The organism is Agrobacterium genomosp. 13 str. CFBP 6927 (assembly GCA_900012615.1).
GTDB lineage: Bacteria > Pseudomonadota > Alphaproteobacteria > Rhizobiales > Rhizobiaceae > Agrobacterium.
In genome coordinates this window covers 1,198,823-1,216,174 of record LT009757.1, presented here as the reverse complement: position 1 = coordinate 1,216,174, position 17,352 = coordinate 1,198,823, and the positions used below count along the sequence as shown (strand labels likewise).

The window sequence follows — 17,352 nt, the reverse complement described above, 5'->3', positions numbered from 1 at the left end:
ATTATACGAAGTTATACGAAGTTCGCCGAGTATTTTCGATGCCGGCGTGCAGGAGACGGCCGAAAGGCTGTTGCCGCTGCTGGTGGACGATCGTACCGGGAAAACAACACGGGGCCCGCCTCGCAAAAACTCACCCCCTCGGCGGCAGGGGCGGAGTATCTGACCTATCAGGTGCGGGACCGGGAGGGACAGGTCGTGCTGCATTCGCACGACAGTTCGACGGAGCCTTTCGAGGTCACACTCGATCTCGGATTTTCCGAAACCGCGACACAACGCATCTATACGGTGGCGACACCGGACGGGAATTACTTCCTTCAGGTCGCCGACGCCTTCGCCAACCGGCGCGAAGCGATCGAGGAGGCAGGCAGCGCATTGCTTCTGCCCGTTCTCATCCTCATTCCCGCCAGCATCTTCGCCGTCATCGTGGTCGTGCGCAGAACCCTTCAGCCGATACAGACCCTGCGCGACGAGATCGGCAGAAAGGACGGCGGCAATCTGGCGCCGCTGCAAACCCAGCCTTTTCCGGCCGAACTCCATCCCATTGCCCGTTCCGTCAATCTGCTGCTCGGGCGGCTGAGATCGGCAATCGAGGCGGAACGGGAGTTTACCGCCAACAGCGCCCACGAATTGCGCACACCCATTGCCGGCGCGCTGGCGCAGGCGCAGCGGCTCCGCGCGGATATTCCACCGGAACTCGCCCCGCGCGTGGAGAATATCGAAAAATCCCTGCAGCATCTCGGCCATCTCGCCGAAAAACTGCTTCAGATGTCGCGGGCCGAAGCAAGGATCGGGGTGACCGATACGGCGAATGATCTCATTCCCGTTCTCGAACTCGTCATTGACGACATGAGCAGGACGGCAATCGGCACCTCCCGCATCCGCTTTACCAATCGCTGTGAAGATGGCTTGAACTGCAAGATCGGCACGGACGCCTTTGGCATCATCATCCGCAACCTTCTCGAAAACGCCCTGATTCACAGCCCGGCGGAAAGCCCCGTGCAGATATTGGCTGACCGGGACGGCACGATCCGCATCGTTAATTCCGGACCGGCAATCGACAGTGCCTTGTTGCCAAAGCTGACGACACGTTTTGCCAGGGGGCCGACCAAGGCGGATGGGACAGGACTTGGCCTTGCCATCGTCAAAAGCCTGGTGGAGCAGACCGGCGGAGAACTGGTGCTTTCCTCTCCGGCGCCGGGCCGGCAGGACGGCTTCGAGGCCCGTGTGGTTCTTCCCGTCGAAACCGCCTGAAGGCGCCGAAAACAAAAGCCCCGCCAAATGGGCGGGGCTTTCCTGGTTTGAATGGTGGCCGCTCAATCCTCGTGGATATGGCTGTGATCGCGCGTGTCGCGCATCTTCACATAAACCACCAGCGACAGCGCGATCATGATCGTCACATACCAGAAGAACCAGTTTTCATGGCCGATCTGCTTGAATTTCAGGGCCACGAATTCCGCCGTTCCGCCGAATATGGTGTTCGCCAGCGCATAGGGCAGAGCCACACCGAGCGCGCGGATATGGGCGGGGAACATCTCCGCCTTCACCACCGCATTGATGGAGGTGTAGCCGGTAACGATCAACAGGCCGACCAGAACGAGGGCGAAAGCCATGATCGGATCGGTGGTCGTCGCCAGCGTGCTGAAGATGACATAGGTAAACAGCGTGCCGAGAATGCCGAAACCCACCATCAGCGGCTTGCGGCCGATCTTATCCGACAGCGCACCGGCAATCGGCTGGCACAACATGAAGACAAAGAGCGCCGCCGTCGTGATTTCGGTCGCACTTTCCTTGCTGAAGCCGGACGTATTGACGAGGAATTTCTGCAGATAGGTCGTGTAGGCGTAAAAGGCGAGCGTGCCGCCCGATGTCAGCGCCATGACCATCAGCGCTTCCCTCGGATAGTGCTTGAACAGCGCCCATCCGCTGGATTTCGGTTTGTCCGCCTCACCCGCCTTGGCATTTTCGAAAGACTGCGTCTCGACAAGGCCACGGCGGATGTAAAAAACGGCAATTGCAAGAAGGCCGCCGATGAAGAAAGGAATGCGCCAGCCCCAGGAACCGAGCTGTTCCGGCGTCAAAACCCGCTGCAGCACCAGAAGCACCGCCAGCGCCAGAAGCTGGCCGGAAATCAGCGTCACATACTGGAAGCTGGAGAAGAAGCCGCGGCGGTTCTTGCCGGCCATTTCGCTGAGATAGGTTGCGCTGGCGCCATATTCGCCACCGACGCTGATGCCCTGCAGAAGGCGGGCGAAAACCAGAATGGCCGGTGCGGCAATACCGATCGTTTCATGGCCGGGCGTGATCGCGATCAGCAGCGAACCCAGACACATCAGGGTGACGGACAGGGTCAGGCCCGCCTTGCGGCCCTTGCGGTCGGCATAGGTTCCCATGAACCATGCCCCGATGGGCCGCATCAGAAATCCGACGGCAAAAACGGCAGCTGCGCTCAACAATTCTGCGGTCTGGTTTCCGGAAGGGAAAAACACCGGCGCGAAATAAAGGGTGAAGGCCGAATAGACGTACCAGTCGTACCACTCAACGAGATTGCCCGCCGATCCGCCGATAATGGATTTCAAACGGGTTTTCTGATCCGGCGCGGTGGCAGGACCATTTGCAATAATATTCACGGGTTGACTCCAATTCATCTTCGTCTGGAGATGGAAGGGCGAACGGAAGGTGTGATAATTTGTCGCTCTTGGTGGGGGTATATACCCCTCATGTTGCAATGCGCAAGCTTATGCCGCATCGCAACATAATTGATAAAGCGGCGGTAAAGGCCTCAATGACGGTGATTTTGGCTTCCCTACGCCGCGACAGCCGGCATGATCCCGACGCCGAAGCCGCGAGAAGCAAAAATCCATCGTCGCAATCCGCCTTGTCACCCGTGCATGCTCAAACTAAAAAATATCAATGATTTACGATATGTCCGACGTCCAGATTGAAAAGCTTCTCATACCCGCTGCCCGCGCGGGCGAAGCGCTGGCGCGGCTGGACGAGCGGATCAGCCGGTCGCCAATGAAACATGGCTTTATCGAAAGGCAAGATTTTACCGATGCGATCTCATCCATGTGGGTGGATGGCGAACTCGTGCATATGGAAGATCTGGTTTTGCATGATGCCCATATGGACGTGCGGGTGCCGACGCACGAGATGACGGCGGCACACCGGATATTGCGGTCAAGGCGACTGATTTTTTCCAATGCACCGGGTTGGGCCTTCACGGCGCAGGGCCTTTCCCGCCTGCGTGGCAAGACGGCAATTGCCGCCGACGAGACGGTATTTACCCCTGGGCCCACGGATCATTCCAGCAACGAGGAGCCGGAAACAGATGGTGAAACACCGCTGGACGGGGCTTTTTCCGAGCTGGACGCGCTTCTGGCTCGAAGCGCCGCAACACTGAGCGCCATTACCGCCGGCACGACGCTCGCGCCCCTTCAACATCGGGAGGAGGCCAATCCGATGGTCAACGATCCCGACTGGGACGAGGAGGAAAGGCTGACGGAATGGCGGCAGGTTCATGGCCAGACGGAGGAACTGCCCGCGATCCTGCGGACCGCAATCATGCTGGATGCCTGGAACATGATAGAGGTCCTGCAGCGCAGCCCGTGGCTCGGCAGGCTTCTGGCCGCTGCATTTCTGCGCGACGGGGCTGTCGCTCCCGATCACCTGCCGGCGCTCAGCACCGGCCTTCGCGCCGTTCCACGCGAGCGCCGACATGCCAGAAACCAGACGCAACGCCTCCTCGCCCTTCTGGACAGCTTTCATGAAGCAGCGCTCGCCAGCATGAAGGAACATGACAGGCTGACCCACGCAAGGGAGCGCATGCTGCGCAAGCTGGCCGGCCGGCGCTCCTCCTCCCGCCTGCCTGAGCTGGTGGAGCTCGTGGTCTCCCGGCCGGTGGTCTCGGCAGCGATGATTGTCAGGGAACTCGGAACCACACCACAGGGTGCTATCGGGCTCGCCAATCAGCTGGAATTGCGCGAGGTAACGGGCCGTGGCCGGTTCCGCGCCTGGGGAATGCTGTAGCACTCATTGCTCTGACACGGCACGGCGGTGACCGGAAAATCACGTTTCATCTGCCCATTTTCGCCACGGAAAAATGCCGCAGGAATGCGGCGATCACGAATCTTAACAAAATTTAACTATTGTGTAGGTGGACGAAGCGTCTATGTTCCTCGCTGCGTTGCAGCACCGATTTCTTCTCCGGCAACGCGGTCGCATTCGGCCCGGCAACTTTTTTCTGCCGCCCGCATTAAAGTGTCCATCATGAGGGAGATGCAAATGACAATTTCAGTCTCACAACCCGATTCCGATCAAGAAACAGATGCTCCTTTTGCCAGAAAGGTTCTGACCGCTCGCAATCTCGCCGGTTACACCGTCGAGCAGCTTGCAATAACCTGCGGCCTCACGACCAGCGAAATTCGCGCCCTTGAAGACGGCACGGACAGCGATCCGCTCCGCATCAGGCGCGTTGCCGCCGCCCTGCATATTCCCGTAGAAACCGTTATCTGATCGTCTACAGCGATCCGGACAACATCTGAGCGCCGCCGGGGACGATGTTCGCGAGAACATCCGGGCGGCGCTTGCAATTGAACACGGCCAATCTTTCCGGAACATTTTCCGCACCTCTCTCTTAACATTTCCGTTACCCGGCACCACATGTTGTCCGCACGGACCATGTTCGGCATCTGGCCCGCCCGCACGAGAGCAGCAACAACCTCCGGAATCCTGTCATGACACTTAGTCTCAACACCGAAGAACGGGTTTCTTCAGCTTTGGATGAATTGTGGCCGGCGGAGAAAACGGAAATCCTCGACTGGCTCATCACCGGCACAAAGGATGAGCGCTTTATCGACGAAATATTCGTCGAGCTTTGCAGCAGATTGCGAGCTAGCGGCATTTCCGTCGCCCGTGGCGTGCTCGCTTTCCGCATTCGTCATCCGCAATGGCTTGGCGCGCGGATTTTGTGGAAAGCCGGCATGTCATCCGCCGAGATCGCCACCTATGGCTACGGATCGGAAAATACGCCCGAATATCTGAACAGCCCCATCAACGACATCCATCAGGGCGCCACCGAAGTTCGTCTCCGCCTGAATGATGACGAGGCCGATGAGCCCGGCTACACCATCTATGAGGAGCTGCGGGCTGACGGGCTGACGGATTATCTGGCCTGGCCCATTGAACACACTTTCGGCAAACGCCATGTCGCGACATTTTCCAGCGACCGTGCGGGAGGCTTTACGGAAGCGGAAGTCCTCGCCTTGAAAAACCTGTTGCCGGCGCTCGCGCTGGTCAGCGAGATACGCCTGAAAAACCGCATGACGCGCACCCTGCTGGAGACCTATGTCGGCCCGCATGCGGGTGAAAAAATCCTCAATGGGGCGACGACGCGCGGCAGCGGCATGACGGTGGGCGCGGCGATCCTGATCTGCGACCTGCGTAATTTCACCCATATTTCCGACCTCTGGCCACGCGACGACGTCATCGAGCTGCTGAACGGTTATTTCGACGCCATGTGCGATCCGATCGAGGAGTTCGGCGGGGAAATCCTGAAATTCATGGGTGACGGGCTGCTGGCTGTTTTCCCGCTCAGCGACCCGCAGGCCTGTGAAAACCTGCTGAAAGCCATTGCCAGCGCACAGAAAAGCCTCGTTGCCCTCAATGACATCAATTGCCAGAAGGGCCACGACCCGCTGGGTTACGGCATCGGGGTCCATGTCGGTGATGTCATGTATGGCAATATCGGTTCCAAAACCCGCCTCGATTTCACCGTTATCGGCCCTGCCGTGAACATCGCTTCTCGGCTTGAAACGCTGACCAAGGAAACCGGCCGCAGCGTGTTGTTTTCCGAAGAATTCGTCCGTATGGCCGGGTACGGGGACAGGCTAGAAAATCTGGGGCCGTGGCTGCTGCGCGGCCTTGAGACCCCGGTTGAGGTCTATGCCTTTCCGCAGAATGCCGTCCTTGCATCTTCCATCGACTGATCGTCGGCACCGGCTTTCAACCCGTCCCGAGTTGCTTTTCCGCCGTGGCCGCCCTCCGCAGCATGCGCCTTGCGGGGGGAATAATTTCGGCTGTCGTAACCATCGTCAAAACGCTTGACACGCCCCGGATGTCGCTCTAGCAAAATAGAACATATATTCCATATCGAAACATTGTTTGCGTTCATATTCTGTCTTTCCGGGAGTGAAGGACAGATGTGAGGAACCGGAGGAAAGATGGTTACGAAATTGGCACTGCTGGGCGCTGGACGGATCGGCAAGGTCCACGCCAAGGCAATCACCACCGACAGCCGCGCGAAGCTGGTTGCCGTCGTGGATGCCATGGCCGGCGCTGCGGAAGCAATCGCCCGCGAAGCGCAGTGCAAGATGAGCACGATCGATGAGGTTCTGGCCGACAAGACGATCGACGCCGTCATCATCTGCACGCCGACCAACACCCATGCCGACCTGATCGAGCGTTTCGCCCGCGCCGGCAAGGCCATATTCTGCGAAAAGCCCGTTGATCTGGATGTGAGCCGGGCCGAGGCCTGCGCCAAGGTGGTTGAAGAGACCGGCGCAAAGGTGATGCTGGGCTTCAACCGCCGTTTCGATCCGCACTTTCAAGCCGTCCACAAGGCCATCGAAGATGGCCGCATCGGCAAGGTGGAAATGGTGACCATCACCAGCCGCGATCCCGGCCCGCCACCGGCGGAATATATCAAGGTTTCCGGCGGTATTTTCCGCGACATGACCATCCATGATTTCGACATGGCCCGTTTCCTGCTCGGCGAGGAAGTGGAAAGCGTGTTTGCGACAGGCTCCGTTCTGGTCAATCCGGAAATCGGCGCGCTTGGCGATTTCGACAGCGCCAGCATCATCCTGACGACCAAGAGCGGCAGGCAGGCGATCATCTCGAACTCCCGGCGCGCGACCTATGGTTACGACCAGCGTATCGAAGTGCATGGTTCGCTCGGTTCGGCAGCGGCTGAAAACCAGCGACCTGTCTCCATCGAAATCGCCAATGCCGAAGGCTATACCCGCCCGCCGCTGCATGATTTCTTCATGACGCGTTATACGGCAGCCTATGCGGCAGAAATTACCGCTTTCATCGATAGTATCGAAAACAATGTCGCACCGACCCCTTCCATAAAGGACGGGCTGATCGCATTGAAACTGGCCGACGCCGCGCTCAAATCCGTGGCTTCGAAAGCGGTCGTGACGATCGGCTGATCGCTGCAGCAAAAACTGCAAACGTCATGGCGTATTGCTGAACCCTGTCCGCCGCACAATTGTTGACGGCGGACAGGGCCTTTTACCAAGTCGTCTTGGATGACAAGCGAAAACCGGTCGCGAAACTCTGCGCAACCCCAAGGTTTGGGCCGAAGGGCCATGATTTCAACCTGTGAATTCCCGGGTTGAGCCCGTGAATGACCGAGAAGAGGTTGCGGCGGTAATGCCACCTAGCGAAACCGGCAATCTGCCTATTGAAAGGGCAGTTTCCGGACTTGCATAGCAGCTATTCGGAAAATAAGGTTGTCTGACAAGGTAAGGCCGTCACATATGGCTGTTACCCACCTCATTCACGTCGAATCCTCTTTTGCCGGCAACAGCCGGACAGCGGTTTTTTATGCCATCACACAAGACCGGTTATCTTTATGCGCTTGTCGCCTTCACGATCTTTGCGGCGCAGGATGGCATATCGAAACACCTGGGCACCTTCTATCCGCCGGTCTTCGTCGCGATGTTGCGATACTGGGCCTTCGCCGTTTTTGTTTTCCTGATGGCCGCTGCTTCACCCGGTGGCATCCGTGGCGCCGTCATGGCCAACCGTCCCTGGTTGCAGATTGGCCGCGGCGTCCTGCTTGCCGTGCAGATCGTTTTCTCCATCTTCTCCTTTGCCGTTGTCGGGCTGGCACACAGCCATTCCATCCTCGCCTCCGCGCCGCTGATTGTTGCGGCTCTTTCCGTGCCATTGCTGGGAGAACATGTGGGCTGGCGGCGCTGGTGCGCCATTTTTGTCGGCTTCATCGGCGTTCTCGTCATCTTGAAACCCGATGGCGAAGGTTTCGATAACAGCCTGCTGATCACCTTTGTGGCCGTCTTCATGCTGGCGCTTTACAGCGTCCTGACCCGACTCGGCAGCAAAAGCGATTCAGCAATGACCAGCTTTTTTTATACTGGCGTGGCCGGTGCGGCGGCGCTGACGCTGGTCGGTCCATTCTATTGGGTAAGCATAGCACCGCAAGACTGGGGATGGATGCTGGCGCTCTGCATTACCGGCATGAGCGGCCATTATTGCCTGATCAAGGCATTCGAACTGGCGGATGCGGCCTCGGTACAGCCCTTTTCCTATTACCAGCTGGTGCTCGTCTCCATCATCGGCGTCACCGTCTATGGCGAGGTCGTCACGTCCAATATGGTTCTGGGCGCAGCAATCGTAATTGCCGCCGGTCTCTTCACCATCTGGCGCGAACATGTTGTCGGACGGAAAGAACGCCGGCAAGCGGACTAAAGCACTTGCCGAACGGCCTTCCCTCTCAGACGAGGGCTGCCTCGCAACGCAACAGCATTCCGAACAGATCGCGCGGCTCATCCGGATCGGCCAGCAGATCCAGCTCGGTGTAAAGCCCGGTCGCTGCCAGTTTCGACCGAACATAACGCAGCGCCGAAAAATCCTCGGTCGCGAAGCCGACGCTGTCAAACAGCGTGATCTGCCGGTCGCTTACCCGCCCCTGCTTTTCACCGGCAATGACCTGCCAAAGCTCGATGACGGGGTAGTCCGCCGGCAATTGCTGGATTTCGCCTTCGATGCGCGTCTGCGGCGGGTATTCGACGAAAATATCCGAGCGCAGTAGAATATCCCGGTGCAATTCCGTCTTGCCGGGACAATCGCCGCCGACGGCGTTGATGTGAATGCCGGGACCGACCATGTTGTCGGTCAGGATCGTCGCATATTGCTTGTCGGCAGTAACGGTGGTGATGATATCCGCGCCTTCGACCGCCTCCTGTGCACTATCGCAAATCTTGATCGCAAGGCCTTGGCCGGTAAGATTGCGGGCGCATTTTTCGCTGGCCGAGCGGTCTATATCGAAAAGCCGCAGCGTATCGATGCCGAGAATGGCCTTGAAGGCGCGCGCCTGAAACTCACTCTGCGCGCCATTGCCGATGATGGCCATCGAGCGGGCATTTTTACGGGCGAGATGTTTTGCAGCGACTGCCGAGGTGGCGGCGGTGCGCAGCGCCGTCAGGATCGTCATCTCGGTCAGAAGCAGCGGGTAGCCGTTGCCGACATCGGAAAGCACGCCGAATGCCGTCACGGTCTGGCGGCCCTCCCTCATGTTTTTCGGATGACCATTGACATATTTGAAGCCGTAAAGCGTGCCGTCGCTGGTCGGCATCAACTCGATGACACCCTCCCTGGAGTGCGACGCAATGCGCGGGGTCTTGTCGAAGCTTTCCCAACGGCGGAAATCTTCCTCCACTGCATCGGCAAGCTCACGCAGAAAGGTGTCAATCCCCACTCTGAGCACAAGTTTCATCATGTGATCGACGCTGACGAAAGGTACGATATTGAGGTTCGGTATTGCCGTCATCGCTCCCTCCCTCAGCCAGCCCGTGTCGGGCGATCCATGACCCGCTTGCCCAACAGGCTGGCGGCAAGATCGACCATCAGGGTCGCGGTTCTGCCGCGCTCATCGAGGAAAGGGTTAAGCTCCACCAGATCGAGGCTGCAGACCAGCCCGCTGTCATGCAGCATTTCCATCACCAGATGCGCCTCCCGGAACGTCGCCCCGCCCGGAACCGTGGTGCCGACCGCAGGCGCGATCGACGGTTCGAGGAAATCGACATCGAGACTGACATGCAGTAGGCCGTTTGCCTCCTGAACCCGCGCCAGGAATGCGCGCAGCAGAACGGCGACGCCATGTTCGTCTATCGAGCGCATGTCGTGAACGGTGATGCCACTCTCTTCCAGAGCGGCCCTCTCGGCCGGATCAACGCTGCGAATACCGATCATGCCAATATTCTCTTCGGGAACCGCATGGGACAGGGGCGGAAAATAGCCCGCGAACCCGTCACGCCCGCTGAAGTAGGCGACCGGTGTGCCATGCAGGTTGCCGCTGCGTGTCGTCTCCAGCGTGTGATAGTCAGTATGGGCATCAAGCCAGAGCACGAAAAACGGACGCCCGCTTTCCGCGACCCGACGTGCCATGCCGGCAACGGTTCCAGCCGAAATCGCGTGGTCGCCGCCGAGAAAGATCGGCAATGCGCCATCGCTTTCGCGATAGGCAGCCTCGGTCAACGCCTCCGTCCAGGCCACCGTCTCGGAGAGGTGATGCACCGCCGGATTGGGGTGGGAAAATTCCTTGAGCGGCGCCGGCGTCACATTGCCGGTATCGACCACCCGATGGCCCAGATCCTCAAGGGCGCGCGTAAGACCGGCGATGCGATAGGCACTCGGCCCCATCTCACATCCCAATTGCCCGGCACCTATCTGCAACGGCGCACCAATCAGCCTGATATCCATTTGAACCCTCGCTTTTCAACAGAACCCTACTAGACCATAGAGACATGGCGGAATGAACATCAAATATTGGCAATATTATTGAAATAGGCTATCAGTTTGATAAAATCTATTTATCAGAGTGACTAGTAATGGATATCCTCGACGAACGGCTCGTAACCCTTTTGCGGCATAACGGCCGGCGCAGCATTTCCGATCTGGCCATCGAAACGGAAACCTCGCGCGCCACGGTGCGGTCACATATCGAAAAGATGGAAAATGACGGCACCATCATCGGCTACACCGTCATCCTGCGTGCCGATGCGGTGGAAGCCGCGATCCGCGGCATCATGATGATCGAAATTGAAGGCCATGTGACGGACCGCGTCATCCGTACACTTGGCGGTTTCCCGGAAATATCCGAAATCCACACCACAAACGGGCGCTGGGACCTTATCCTGGAACTCAATGCCGCAACGCTCAGCGATTTCGACGCGGTGCTGCGCCGCATCCGTCTCGTACCCGGCATCACCGGCAGCGAGACAAGCATTCTGCTCTCCACCCCGCGCTCGACCCGCGCCCGGCTCTGACCAGCAGACGAAACGCAAAAGAACAGTGAAAACGCATTTTTCGATTTTTTCGACTTGCGCCCCTGAATAAATCATCTATATGACGACCCACCAAAGCGAACGCGCCGAAGCGCTTCAGGCTTTTGGGGAATAGTTCAATGGTAGAACAGCGGACTCTGACTCCGTCGATCTTGGTTCGAATCCAGGTTCCCCAGCCAATCTACCTTTTTTCATATTTTTCAATGACTTAGCTGACCGTAGCAAACCGCTACCGGAACAGTTTTCCGTATCACTTTTCCGGACCACGCCGACCCGAGGCCGACGCACGGGTGCGCGCTCTATAAGCACTCCCTGCCCGCCGCCTTTTGAGAGTCCCGAGCGGGGTGATTTGGTTCTCCTCTGGACGACTCCAGTGGAAATCGTCCCGTTCGGTTCTTTTTCGTGCAATCACTTGCCTATTGTGCTTTAATCGTCCCGAAAGGGATGATTCATATGTCGACGATCTCAGACAGCGTAGCACTTGGCCAGCTGATACGTGCTGAGCGGAAGCGGCAGCAACTTACCCAGGAACAACTTGCCGGCGTCGCGGGCGTGGGCGTTCGGTTCGTGCGCGAGCTGGAAAGCGGGAAGGAAAGCTGTCGTGTCGGACTTGCTTTGACCGTCCTTCAGACGCTCGGCTTGACCGTGAACATCACCAACCGCGGAGCTTCCTCATGAGCCGCGCGCTGGACGTCTACCTAAAAGATCGGAAGGCCGGCGAGCTCAAGCAGGACAGCGACGCCTCGCTCATCCGATCTTGAAGACCGTCCGGAAAATCATCGACACCAGATGCGCGCTGATGCGGAGGGCGCTCGAAAAGACGAACCTGTAGCCGCTGTAGTCGTTCATAGTCTTCATCTCGCACTCGACCAGTCGGAGGCAGTTTGGTTCTCCCAGCTCGGCCCAAAGTATCACACTCCGAGAGCCAGCCAGCCGCCCCGAGGCGGGGAATGGCAGCGATCCTAGTGATCGATCGCTGATCGGAGACAAAGGTGCTCCCTCGCGACACCTCTTCTTGCCGCGGCTGACTAAGATCCGCTGGCGCCATGCGAAGACTCGCCGCATGACAACAATTACCGTATGATCCGCGGATCGAGATTAAATGCGCGTGGCTTGCGGAGCGATGGCGAGACCAGGTTACAACCAACTTGACGCTTCATCGAAGAAGGAATCAACCGTGACCGATAAGGACGACCGCAGCGGCACCGAAGAGCAGGGCTCTTCGCGCGCGATTTCGAGCACGGATCAGCCTACATCGACAACCCATCAAGCCCGCCCCAATTCCGAAGAGGTGGACGTCGCCTCGTTCGTGAAGGAATTGCTCGTCAGCGACAAGGCCATCCTAGACTACCTCAAACAATCTGAGACCGACGAGCGCGCCTGAAACACCTCACCGGCGCCAGGGCCCACTCGCTGACGTCGACTCCGGCTTGCGGGGCAGTTTGGATGACGTCTACCGTCGTGGAGTCTGTTGAACGACAAGAACCAAGGCTCACGCTCCAGCGCGACAACCAAACTTTCACTAGGCAACTTCCGATCATTTAGTCCTGTTCAATAAGGACCGCAGCATGTTTCGAGCAAAACTATCAGGGGGCTGCACATCATCCGGTGCCACGCTCCTGACAAAACTCACCCATGCATCTTCGCCGGCGCTCCTCTCCTGCGGGCCGAGCATGCGCTCCAAGAGGGCAACAGTGCCAGCGCTGTAGAATTGCGTGAGCGCCACCCGGAACAGGGCTCTGTCATCACACTTGAGCAAAGCAGCCACGTCGGACACCTTCTCAAGCGGCATCTTGGCGGTGCCCTCCAGGACAAGCCGGATCAGGCGTTCAGGCGAGCCTGATGGGCCTTGTAGATCATCCTGGCTCAGGCCTGCAGTTGCCATGCAGTCGGCAAGGTAGTCGCGGATCGGTAAGCTGTTCATATCGCGTGCTCATCTGTTGATGCTGATGAGTTATTTATAGCGAAGGGGTGCGTGGGGATGTCTCGGGTGCTCACGCAGGCGAAGAAACCCGTGCGCCGGATAGCAGGGGCTTCATATGGAGACCCTTGCAAATGTCTGGCCCGCGCCAAGTGTAGCGTGTGTAGACCGGGATACGCCGGTCTGGAAGGTAGGAACGCATGCAACAGGCAGTCGATCCGCCGACGGCGCGGTCAGTCGGTCTTCCTCTTTTTCTTCTTCCTCTTTTTGTCCGTCTTTTTCTTCTTCTGCGCGTCCTGCAGCTTCATCTCTTCTCGCAGCTTCACCTCTTCTACTAATGAGAACATTCGCCATAGGAATGCGCTCACGTAAGGAAGGTCATAGGTCTGCTGCATGCCTTCAAGGGCGACGCAGAACAACCAGTTCTCGTCCAGATCCAGCGTTTGCGCCACCAGCGTCACGAATTGGGGTTTCAGGCGAGCTCTGCCCGAGAGAAGGAAGGTTAGATATGTGCCTCTCATCCCGGCGTTTCTTAGCGCGTGCCAAGCATCGTATCCCTTTTCATCGAGGCGCTCATTCAGAATTCCTGCGAGATAGTCCCAGTTTTCGTAGTTACCGCCCATCGTCTTCCAGGCTCCCCTTGTCCGGTTGCGCTTCCTGGGACTTTGATTCCTGGCGCCGCCGCCAGCTGTCTATCATCGCGTTCACGCGCGGCTGGACGCGCCGGCGCGCTTCCTCTCGGTCAATCCCGGTGAGCAAAAGAGTGTCGTAGTCGGTGTGGTGATGGCGCAGGTGCGTTTGCATCGTAATGCCAACCGCCTTGCCTAATGTGGCCCCTGTCCAGTTCTTGCTGGCGATCTCGGCGGCAAACCAAGCAACTGCAAAGTCTGGGCAGCCTGGGTGCTTCTTCCGGATATGCTTGGTTACAGCGTCAATCCTGTATTTCGTCATTGTGTGCTCCAATTCAACAAGTGGAGCTCACTAACGATCACAAGAGGTGTCAGATAAACAAACACTTACGCCTGTGGATTACGGGGATAACCAACGTTGTATTTTGAATGTTATTCGCGTCGTGTCTCTGGGGTCACAAAACTGGTTTTGGAAGGCTGTCAATCGAAGTCCTAGGGTTTCCGAGGAATGTCGATCGGGATGCCTTTAGGTGCCACCAACGTTTTTGGCACCAAACCTCCCATGTTGAGAAATTGCAACCTGTAGGATGTGCACGGGGTTGGCGATCACGTTGTCACTGACAACCTAACTCGACTTTTGAAGTTCCGGACGTCAACCTTTAACGCCATTAGGTTGACAGACAGGGGGTGGAGTAGCTGTGAAACGCAACATTATGTTGACGGAGCTTTCCATTTAGTTGTCGCTTTTAGTCCAAAAAGCGGAATTTTCGCAAAAACGTCAACTTCGGGCTCGGCATTGCCGGTCATCAACGCAAGTACAGAAGGTGACGGCGCCTGCTCATCCTAGAAGCAACCAATAGTAGTTCTGGCCGTAGCTGTTTGGCGTCGAAGCCGAAGGTCAAAAGCCTTGCTAGACAGTGACGAAAACATATTTTCTACGAAGCGGAATTGCTCGATGAACAATCGACGTCCAGCACATTTCCGTCTTGGATGCCCGGCCTATTCATGTCCGCCGCATGCCACGTCAGGTAAACTGAAATACATACGGCTATGCGCACAGGAATGTTGGGGCAGCGCCGACAACATGTGGTCTCAACAAAATCGGCGCCAAACCTACCACATCGCCACTCTCTGGTTGCAAGGGCCCGGCGGTTGCTCACCGCGCCCAGGTCACTCAAGTCATCGACAACGGCTCAACGAGGTCGTTGATCGCTCGCCGGATGGTGTCGACCTCCTCCTTGCGCAAGACGTCGTCGTCCATCATCTCGAGATGGAAGCGAAGCCTATCGAGGATGGCGATCGTTGAGTAGCGGTTCCCGCGAAGTAGGCGCTGTTCATCGCTGAGTTCATCCCAGTCGTCGTAGTCGACCAGGATGTTGCGGTTGCCGTCACGATCAATCTGATAACCACGGGCGTCGCAATCGGGGTAGTAGTTCGCGACTTCCCGGAAGAACGCCGCGCTCTTCGGATCATCCTTCTCCCGGTCACGTGCAATCATCAGGTATAGCTCGCGACGCGGCAGCGTCAGGCCGCTGATGCCAGCCTTGGCCTCGATTTCCGGCGGGTAGTCGAAGCAATAGCAGCTGGTGCTCGTATATAGGTGGTCGGTATTGGACATGGTTGTTCTCCTTACTTTCAAGGTCCGGCGACAAGCCGGGCCTATTGGAGACGAAGGGTCAAAGAGTATGAAATCATTCGTGGAATCCTTGGCTGTTACCTACCTTATAGCGCTCCCTTGGCTGCAGTGCAGACGATTGTCCGCACTGCAGCGAGATTTTTGACGGTCACGGCTTACTTGCAGCGGCGAATTCACAGCGGGCAGCCTCAACCGGGGTCTTCATCACCGCCAGCCAGGGCCGGCATGTTCATCCATCAGCGCGATCATTCGCACGGAGGCTTCTTCGTCTTGTGGCGCCACGTGCCCATCGAGGAGGTAGTCAATATAGCCGATGGACACTGAACGGCTGCGGAGGCCGAGGTCGCTCGCGTCCTCCTGTGAGAAGGAGACCATAAAGTCGCTGAAGTCGGTGTCGCCGATCTGCTTTTCATATTCGTCAAGCCAGCTCACATCGCTCTGGTGATCCTCCACGGACGGGGTCTGAAGAGTGTTGGTATTCATCTGCTCTATCCTCTGCTGCTACGGACTGCCGGAATGGTTGGTCCGTTGACGGTGTAGAGCTGCGTGGTGCGGCGGCAGGAAGATGCGGCAAGGATGCGCGGCAGTCATTCGTCTCTCCGTGTCTGTGAATTGGGCTATAGCGAAGGCCAATGTGGCAATGCACATTTTCCTGTTGCGGATGGGCAACAGTGAGGGGACTTTGTCGATTATCGGTGGATCGGTGAGGCAATGCGGCCTATCCGGAGCGCTCGCATAAAGCCGGATGCCATTGATGATCTCCACCCACGCCGTCATCCTGCATCGAGACAGTGAACTCGATGCGCCCGTCACACTGCAATACGTAGAGGAGACTCTCAGGAGCTCACAGAGGCGCTTCGAGGGTAGGACAGCGCTGTGCCCGCAGATAGATCTGGGCGCCTACCAGTGGGCTTCTGTAATCGACTGGATCGATGTCGAGTTCGTGCTCGGCCGACGGTCGCAACATTGGAAGCTGAACGATCGTATCGCGAGGCTGACCGGACGCAAGGAGTTTCCGGAGGCGTTGGAGATCGGCCCTGGAGGGACGGCCAGTCGCTACCGCCTCCGTGTCCAAGAACCCGACTTCAGTGTTCTCCGGCGTGTGCTCGCGGATATCGAAGGCGAATACGGCTTCGCTTCACCGGCGGTTATAATCGGGATTGAAGTGAGCATCGATGCTTATCCATACAACCCCGGCGAGGAGGCCAGAGCACTACTGCACGGCGTCCTGGTCAGACATTTCTACCCGACAACCAGGTGGCTCACGGCGGCCATGAAATGGCCTCGAGCGATGCCAGGCATCGTCAACAAGAGCGGTGACTATATTGTCGCCCGGAATCAGCAAGACCCCTTCCGGGACATTCAAGACCGGATGACCCCAATTTCTGATCGACCAGCACCTTACGCGTCCACCTACTACCTCGGAGCAAAGAACGACTCTCACGCTATGTGGCGGATCCAGAACAAGACCGTGGACAAGCAGAACAAAGCTACCGGAACGCGGCAGGAGTTGACGGAAGAGGAGAAGCGCATCCGCATTGAGGTCACGCTGGGACCGGATGGATGCAAGGAGGCGGGACTGGCCGACTTCGACGGTCTCGCCGAGTTCAGCTTCACAGGGCTTCAGAAGAGCTTCTTCCAGTTTCGGCTGCCGACCTTCGCCACATATCCGCATGGAAGTCTGAAGGTCTCATCCAGGCCCGTTGCTGCGGTTAGGGAACGTGTCGAAGAGATCAGGAAGCAGCGCTTTCTCAATGCCGGCGTGCTTGGCCTCGAAATCCGGGAAGATGCGAGAGGGGATCATCTGAAGTTAAAGAAGAGCTACTTCTTGAGCTGGCATAAGGCGCGGGGAAGCAAGATGCCGAAGAGGAGCCGGGTCGGCGCGGGACCGTATGGAACGCACATCAATTACCAGGAGATGGCACGCGTCATCGAGCGCGCGCTTGCCGGCCTTCAGAGGAAGGTACGGAGGGAGATGAAGGGGTAGATAAGTTGATGGGAGGTGTGGTGCGAAGGAGCTTAGGCACGGCAAATACTGAATCGGTTTGATCACAAGCAAGTAATCAGGTCGCGCAG

General features: G+C 57.8%; 18 protein-coding genes, 1 tRNA gene and 1 pseudogene. 12 read left to right on the top strand and 8 right to left on the bottom strand.

Translation table 11 applies throughout. The features are described 5' to 3' along the window. Window positions 1-1,251 (top strand): annotated as a pseudogene (locus tag AGR13A_RS19910) (sensor histidine kinase); the annotation flags it as partial. A 62-nt stretch (window positions 1,252-1,313) separates the two neighbouring features. Here AGR13A_RS19910 and AGR13A_RS19905 read toward each other — a convergent pair. Continuing rightward, complete coding sequence (locus tag AGR13A_RS19905; protein WP_167377638.1) at window positions 1,314-2,618, bottom strand: MFS transporter; 1,305 nt, start codon at window positions 2,616-2,618, stop codon at window positions 1,314-1,316. Between the two features lie 68 nt (window positions 2,619-2,686). On the opposite strand from AGR13A_RS19905, the gene AGR13A_RS24740 reads away from it, so the two are divergent. The 6 genes from AGR13A_RS24740 to AGR13A_RS19875 all read left to right on the top strand — a co-directional run bounded on the left by AGR13A_RS24740 (window position 2,687) and on the right by AGR13A_RS19875 (window position 8,493). Next, on the top strand, window positions 2,687-2,914 hold the full coding sequence (locus AGR13A_RS24740; RefSeq protein WP_139786100.1) for a hypothetical protein: 228 nt from the start codon (window positions 2,687-2,689) through the stop codon (window positions 2,912-2,914). Next, window positions 2,911-4,026, top strand: a complete 1,116-nt coding sequence (locus AGR13A_RS19900) for an RHE_PE00001 family protein (protein ID WP_080838892.1) — start codon at window positions 2,911-2,913, stop codon at window positions 4,024-4,026. Before AGR13A_RS24740 ends, AGR13A_RS19900 begins: the two co-directional genes overlap by 4 nt. Before the next feature lie 255 nt (window positions 4,027-4,281). Then, window positions 4,282-4,512 (top strand): helix-turn-helix domain-containing protein, encoded by a 231-nt coding sequence (locus AGR13A_RS19895; RefSeq protein ID WP_035223798.1) that lies wholly within the window; start codon window positions 4,282-4,284, stop codon window positions 4,510-4,512. Between the two features lie 221 nt (window positions 4,513-4,733). Then, a complete protein-coding gene (locus AGR13A_RS19890; protein ID WP_080838891.1) occupies window positions 4,734-5,984 on the top strand; it encodes an adenylate/guanylate cyclase domain-containing protein in 1,251 nt (416 codons plus the stop codon). A 234-nt stretch (window positions 5,985-6,218) separates the two neighbouring features. Then, a complete protein-coding gene (gene iolG, locus AGR13A_RS19880) occupies window positions 6,219-7,211 on the top strand; it encodes an inositol 2-dehydrogenase (protein WP_080838887.1) in 993 nt (330 codons plus the stop codon). A 397-nt stretch (window positions 7,212-7,608) separates the two neighbouring features. Continuing rightward, complete coding sequence (locus AGR13A_RS19875) at window positions 7,609-8,493, top strand: DMT family transporter (RefSeq protein ID WP_080838885.1); 885 nt, start codon at window positions 7,609-7,611, stop codon at window positions 8,491-8,493. Between the two features lie 25 nt (window positions 8,494-8,518). Here AGR13A_RS19875 and AGR13A_RS19870 read toward each other — a convergent pair whose 3' ends face one another. Further along, window positions 8,519-9,574: an ornithine cyclodeaminase gene (locus AGR13A_RS19870; RefSeq protein ID WP_080838883.1), complete on the bottom strand. Its 1,056-nt coding sequence runs from the start codon at window positions 9,572-9,574 to the stop codon at window positions 8,519-8,521. 11 nt (window positions 9,575-9,585) lie between these two features. After that, window positions 9,586-10,506 carry an arginase gene (gene rocF / locus AGR13A_RS19865; RefSeq protein ID WP_035223806.1) on the bottom strand — a complete coding sequence of 307 codons (921 nt, stop codon included), beginning with the start codon at window positions 10,504-10,506 and terminating at the stop codon, window positions 9,586-9,588. A 128-nt stretch (window positions 10,507-10,634) separates the two neighbouring features. Between rocF and AGR13A_RS19860 the strand changes: the two genes are divergently transcribed. The 4 genes from AGR13A_RS19860 to AGR13A_RS19845 all read left to right on the top strand — a co-directional run bounded on the left by AGR13A_RS19860 (window position 10,635) and on the right by AGR13A_RS19845 (window position 12,474). Further along, window positions 10,635-11,072, top strand: coding sequence for an Lrp/AsnC family transcriptional regulator (locus AGR13A_RS19860; protein WP_035223808.1), 438 nt, complete (start codon window positions 10,635-10,637; stop codon window positions 11,070-11,072). Between the two features lie 123 nt (window positions 11,073-11,195). Further along, window positions 11,196-11,269 (top strand) — tRNA-Gln (locus tag AGR13A_RS19855). A gap of 274 nt (window positions 11,270-11,543) precedes the next feature. Continuing rightward, a complete protein-coding gene (locus tag AGR13A_RS19850) occupies window positions 11,544-11,768 on the top strand; it encodes a helix-turn-helix domain-containing protein (protein WP_167377601.1) in 225 nt (74 codons plus the stop codon). Window positions 11,769-12,267: 499 nt separating this feature from the next. Beyond that, window positions 12,268-12,474, top strand: a complete 207-nt coding sequence (locus AGR13A_RS19845) for a hypothetical protein (RefSeq protein WP_139786099.1) — start codon at window positions 12,268-12,270, stop codon at window positions 12,472-12,474. A gap of 153 nt (window positions 12,475-12,627) precedes the next feature. Here the strand turns inward: AGR13A_RS19845 and AGR13A_RS19840 are convergent, their stop codons facing one another. From AGR13A_RS19840 to AGR13A_RS19820, 5 genes are all read right to left on the bottom strand, one after another. Further along, window positions 12,628-13,014 (bottom strand): hypothetical protein, encoded by a 387-nt coding sequence (locus AGR13A_RS19840; protein WP_080838877.1) that lies wholly within the window; start codon window positions 13,012-13,014, stop codon window positions 12,628-12,630. Between the two features lie 230 nt (window positions 13,015-13,244). Then, entirely contained in the window at window positions 13,245-13,634 is a 390-nt protein-coding gene (locus AGR13A_RS19835; protein WP_080838874.1) for a hypothetical protein, read from the bottom strand. Further along, entirely contained in the window at window positions 13,624-13,962 is a 339-nt protein-coding gene (locus AGR13A_RS19830) for a DUF2293 domain-containing protein (protein WP_080838872.1), read from the bottom strand. The genes AGR13A_RS19835 and AGR13A_RS19830 overlap by 11 nt, the downstream gene beginning before the upstream one ends. Window positions 13,963-14,814: 852 nt before the next feature. Then, window positions 14,815-15,258 (bottom strand): hypothetical protein, encoded by a 444-nt coding sequence (locus AGR13A_RS19825; RefSeq protein WP_080838870.1) that lies wholly within the window; start codon window positions 15,256-15,258, stop codon window positions 14,815-14,817. Between the two features lie 222 nt (window positions 15,259-15,480). Next, the gene (locus tag AGR13A_RS19820; protein ID WP_080838869.1) at window positions 15,481-15,759 is read right to left on the bottom strand and encodes a hypothetical protein; all 279 of its coding nucleotides are present in this window, start codon (window positions 15,757-15,759) and stop codon (window positions 15,481-15,483) included. Window positions 15,760-16,030: 271 nt separating this feature from the next. On the opposite strand from AGR13A_RS19820, the gene AGR13A_RS19815 reads away from it, so the two are divergent. Beyond that, entirely contained in the window at window positions 16,031-17,263 is a 1,233-nt protein-coding gene (locus tag AGR13A_RS19815; protein WP_080840356.1) for a hypothetical protein, read from the top strand. The last annotated feature ends 89 nt before the right edge of the window (window positions 17,264-17,352 follow it).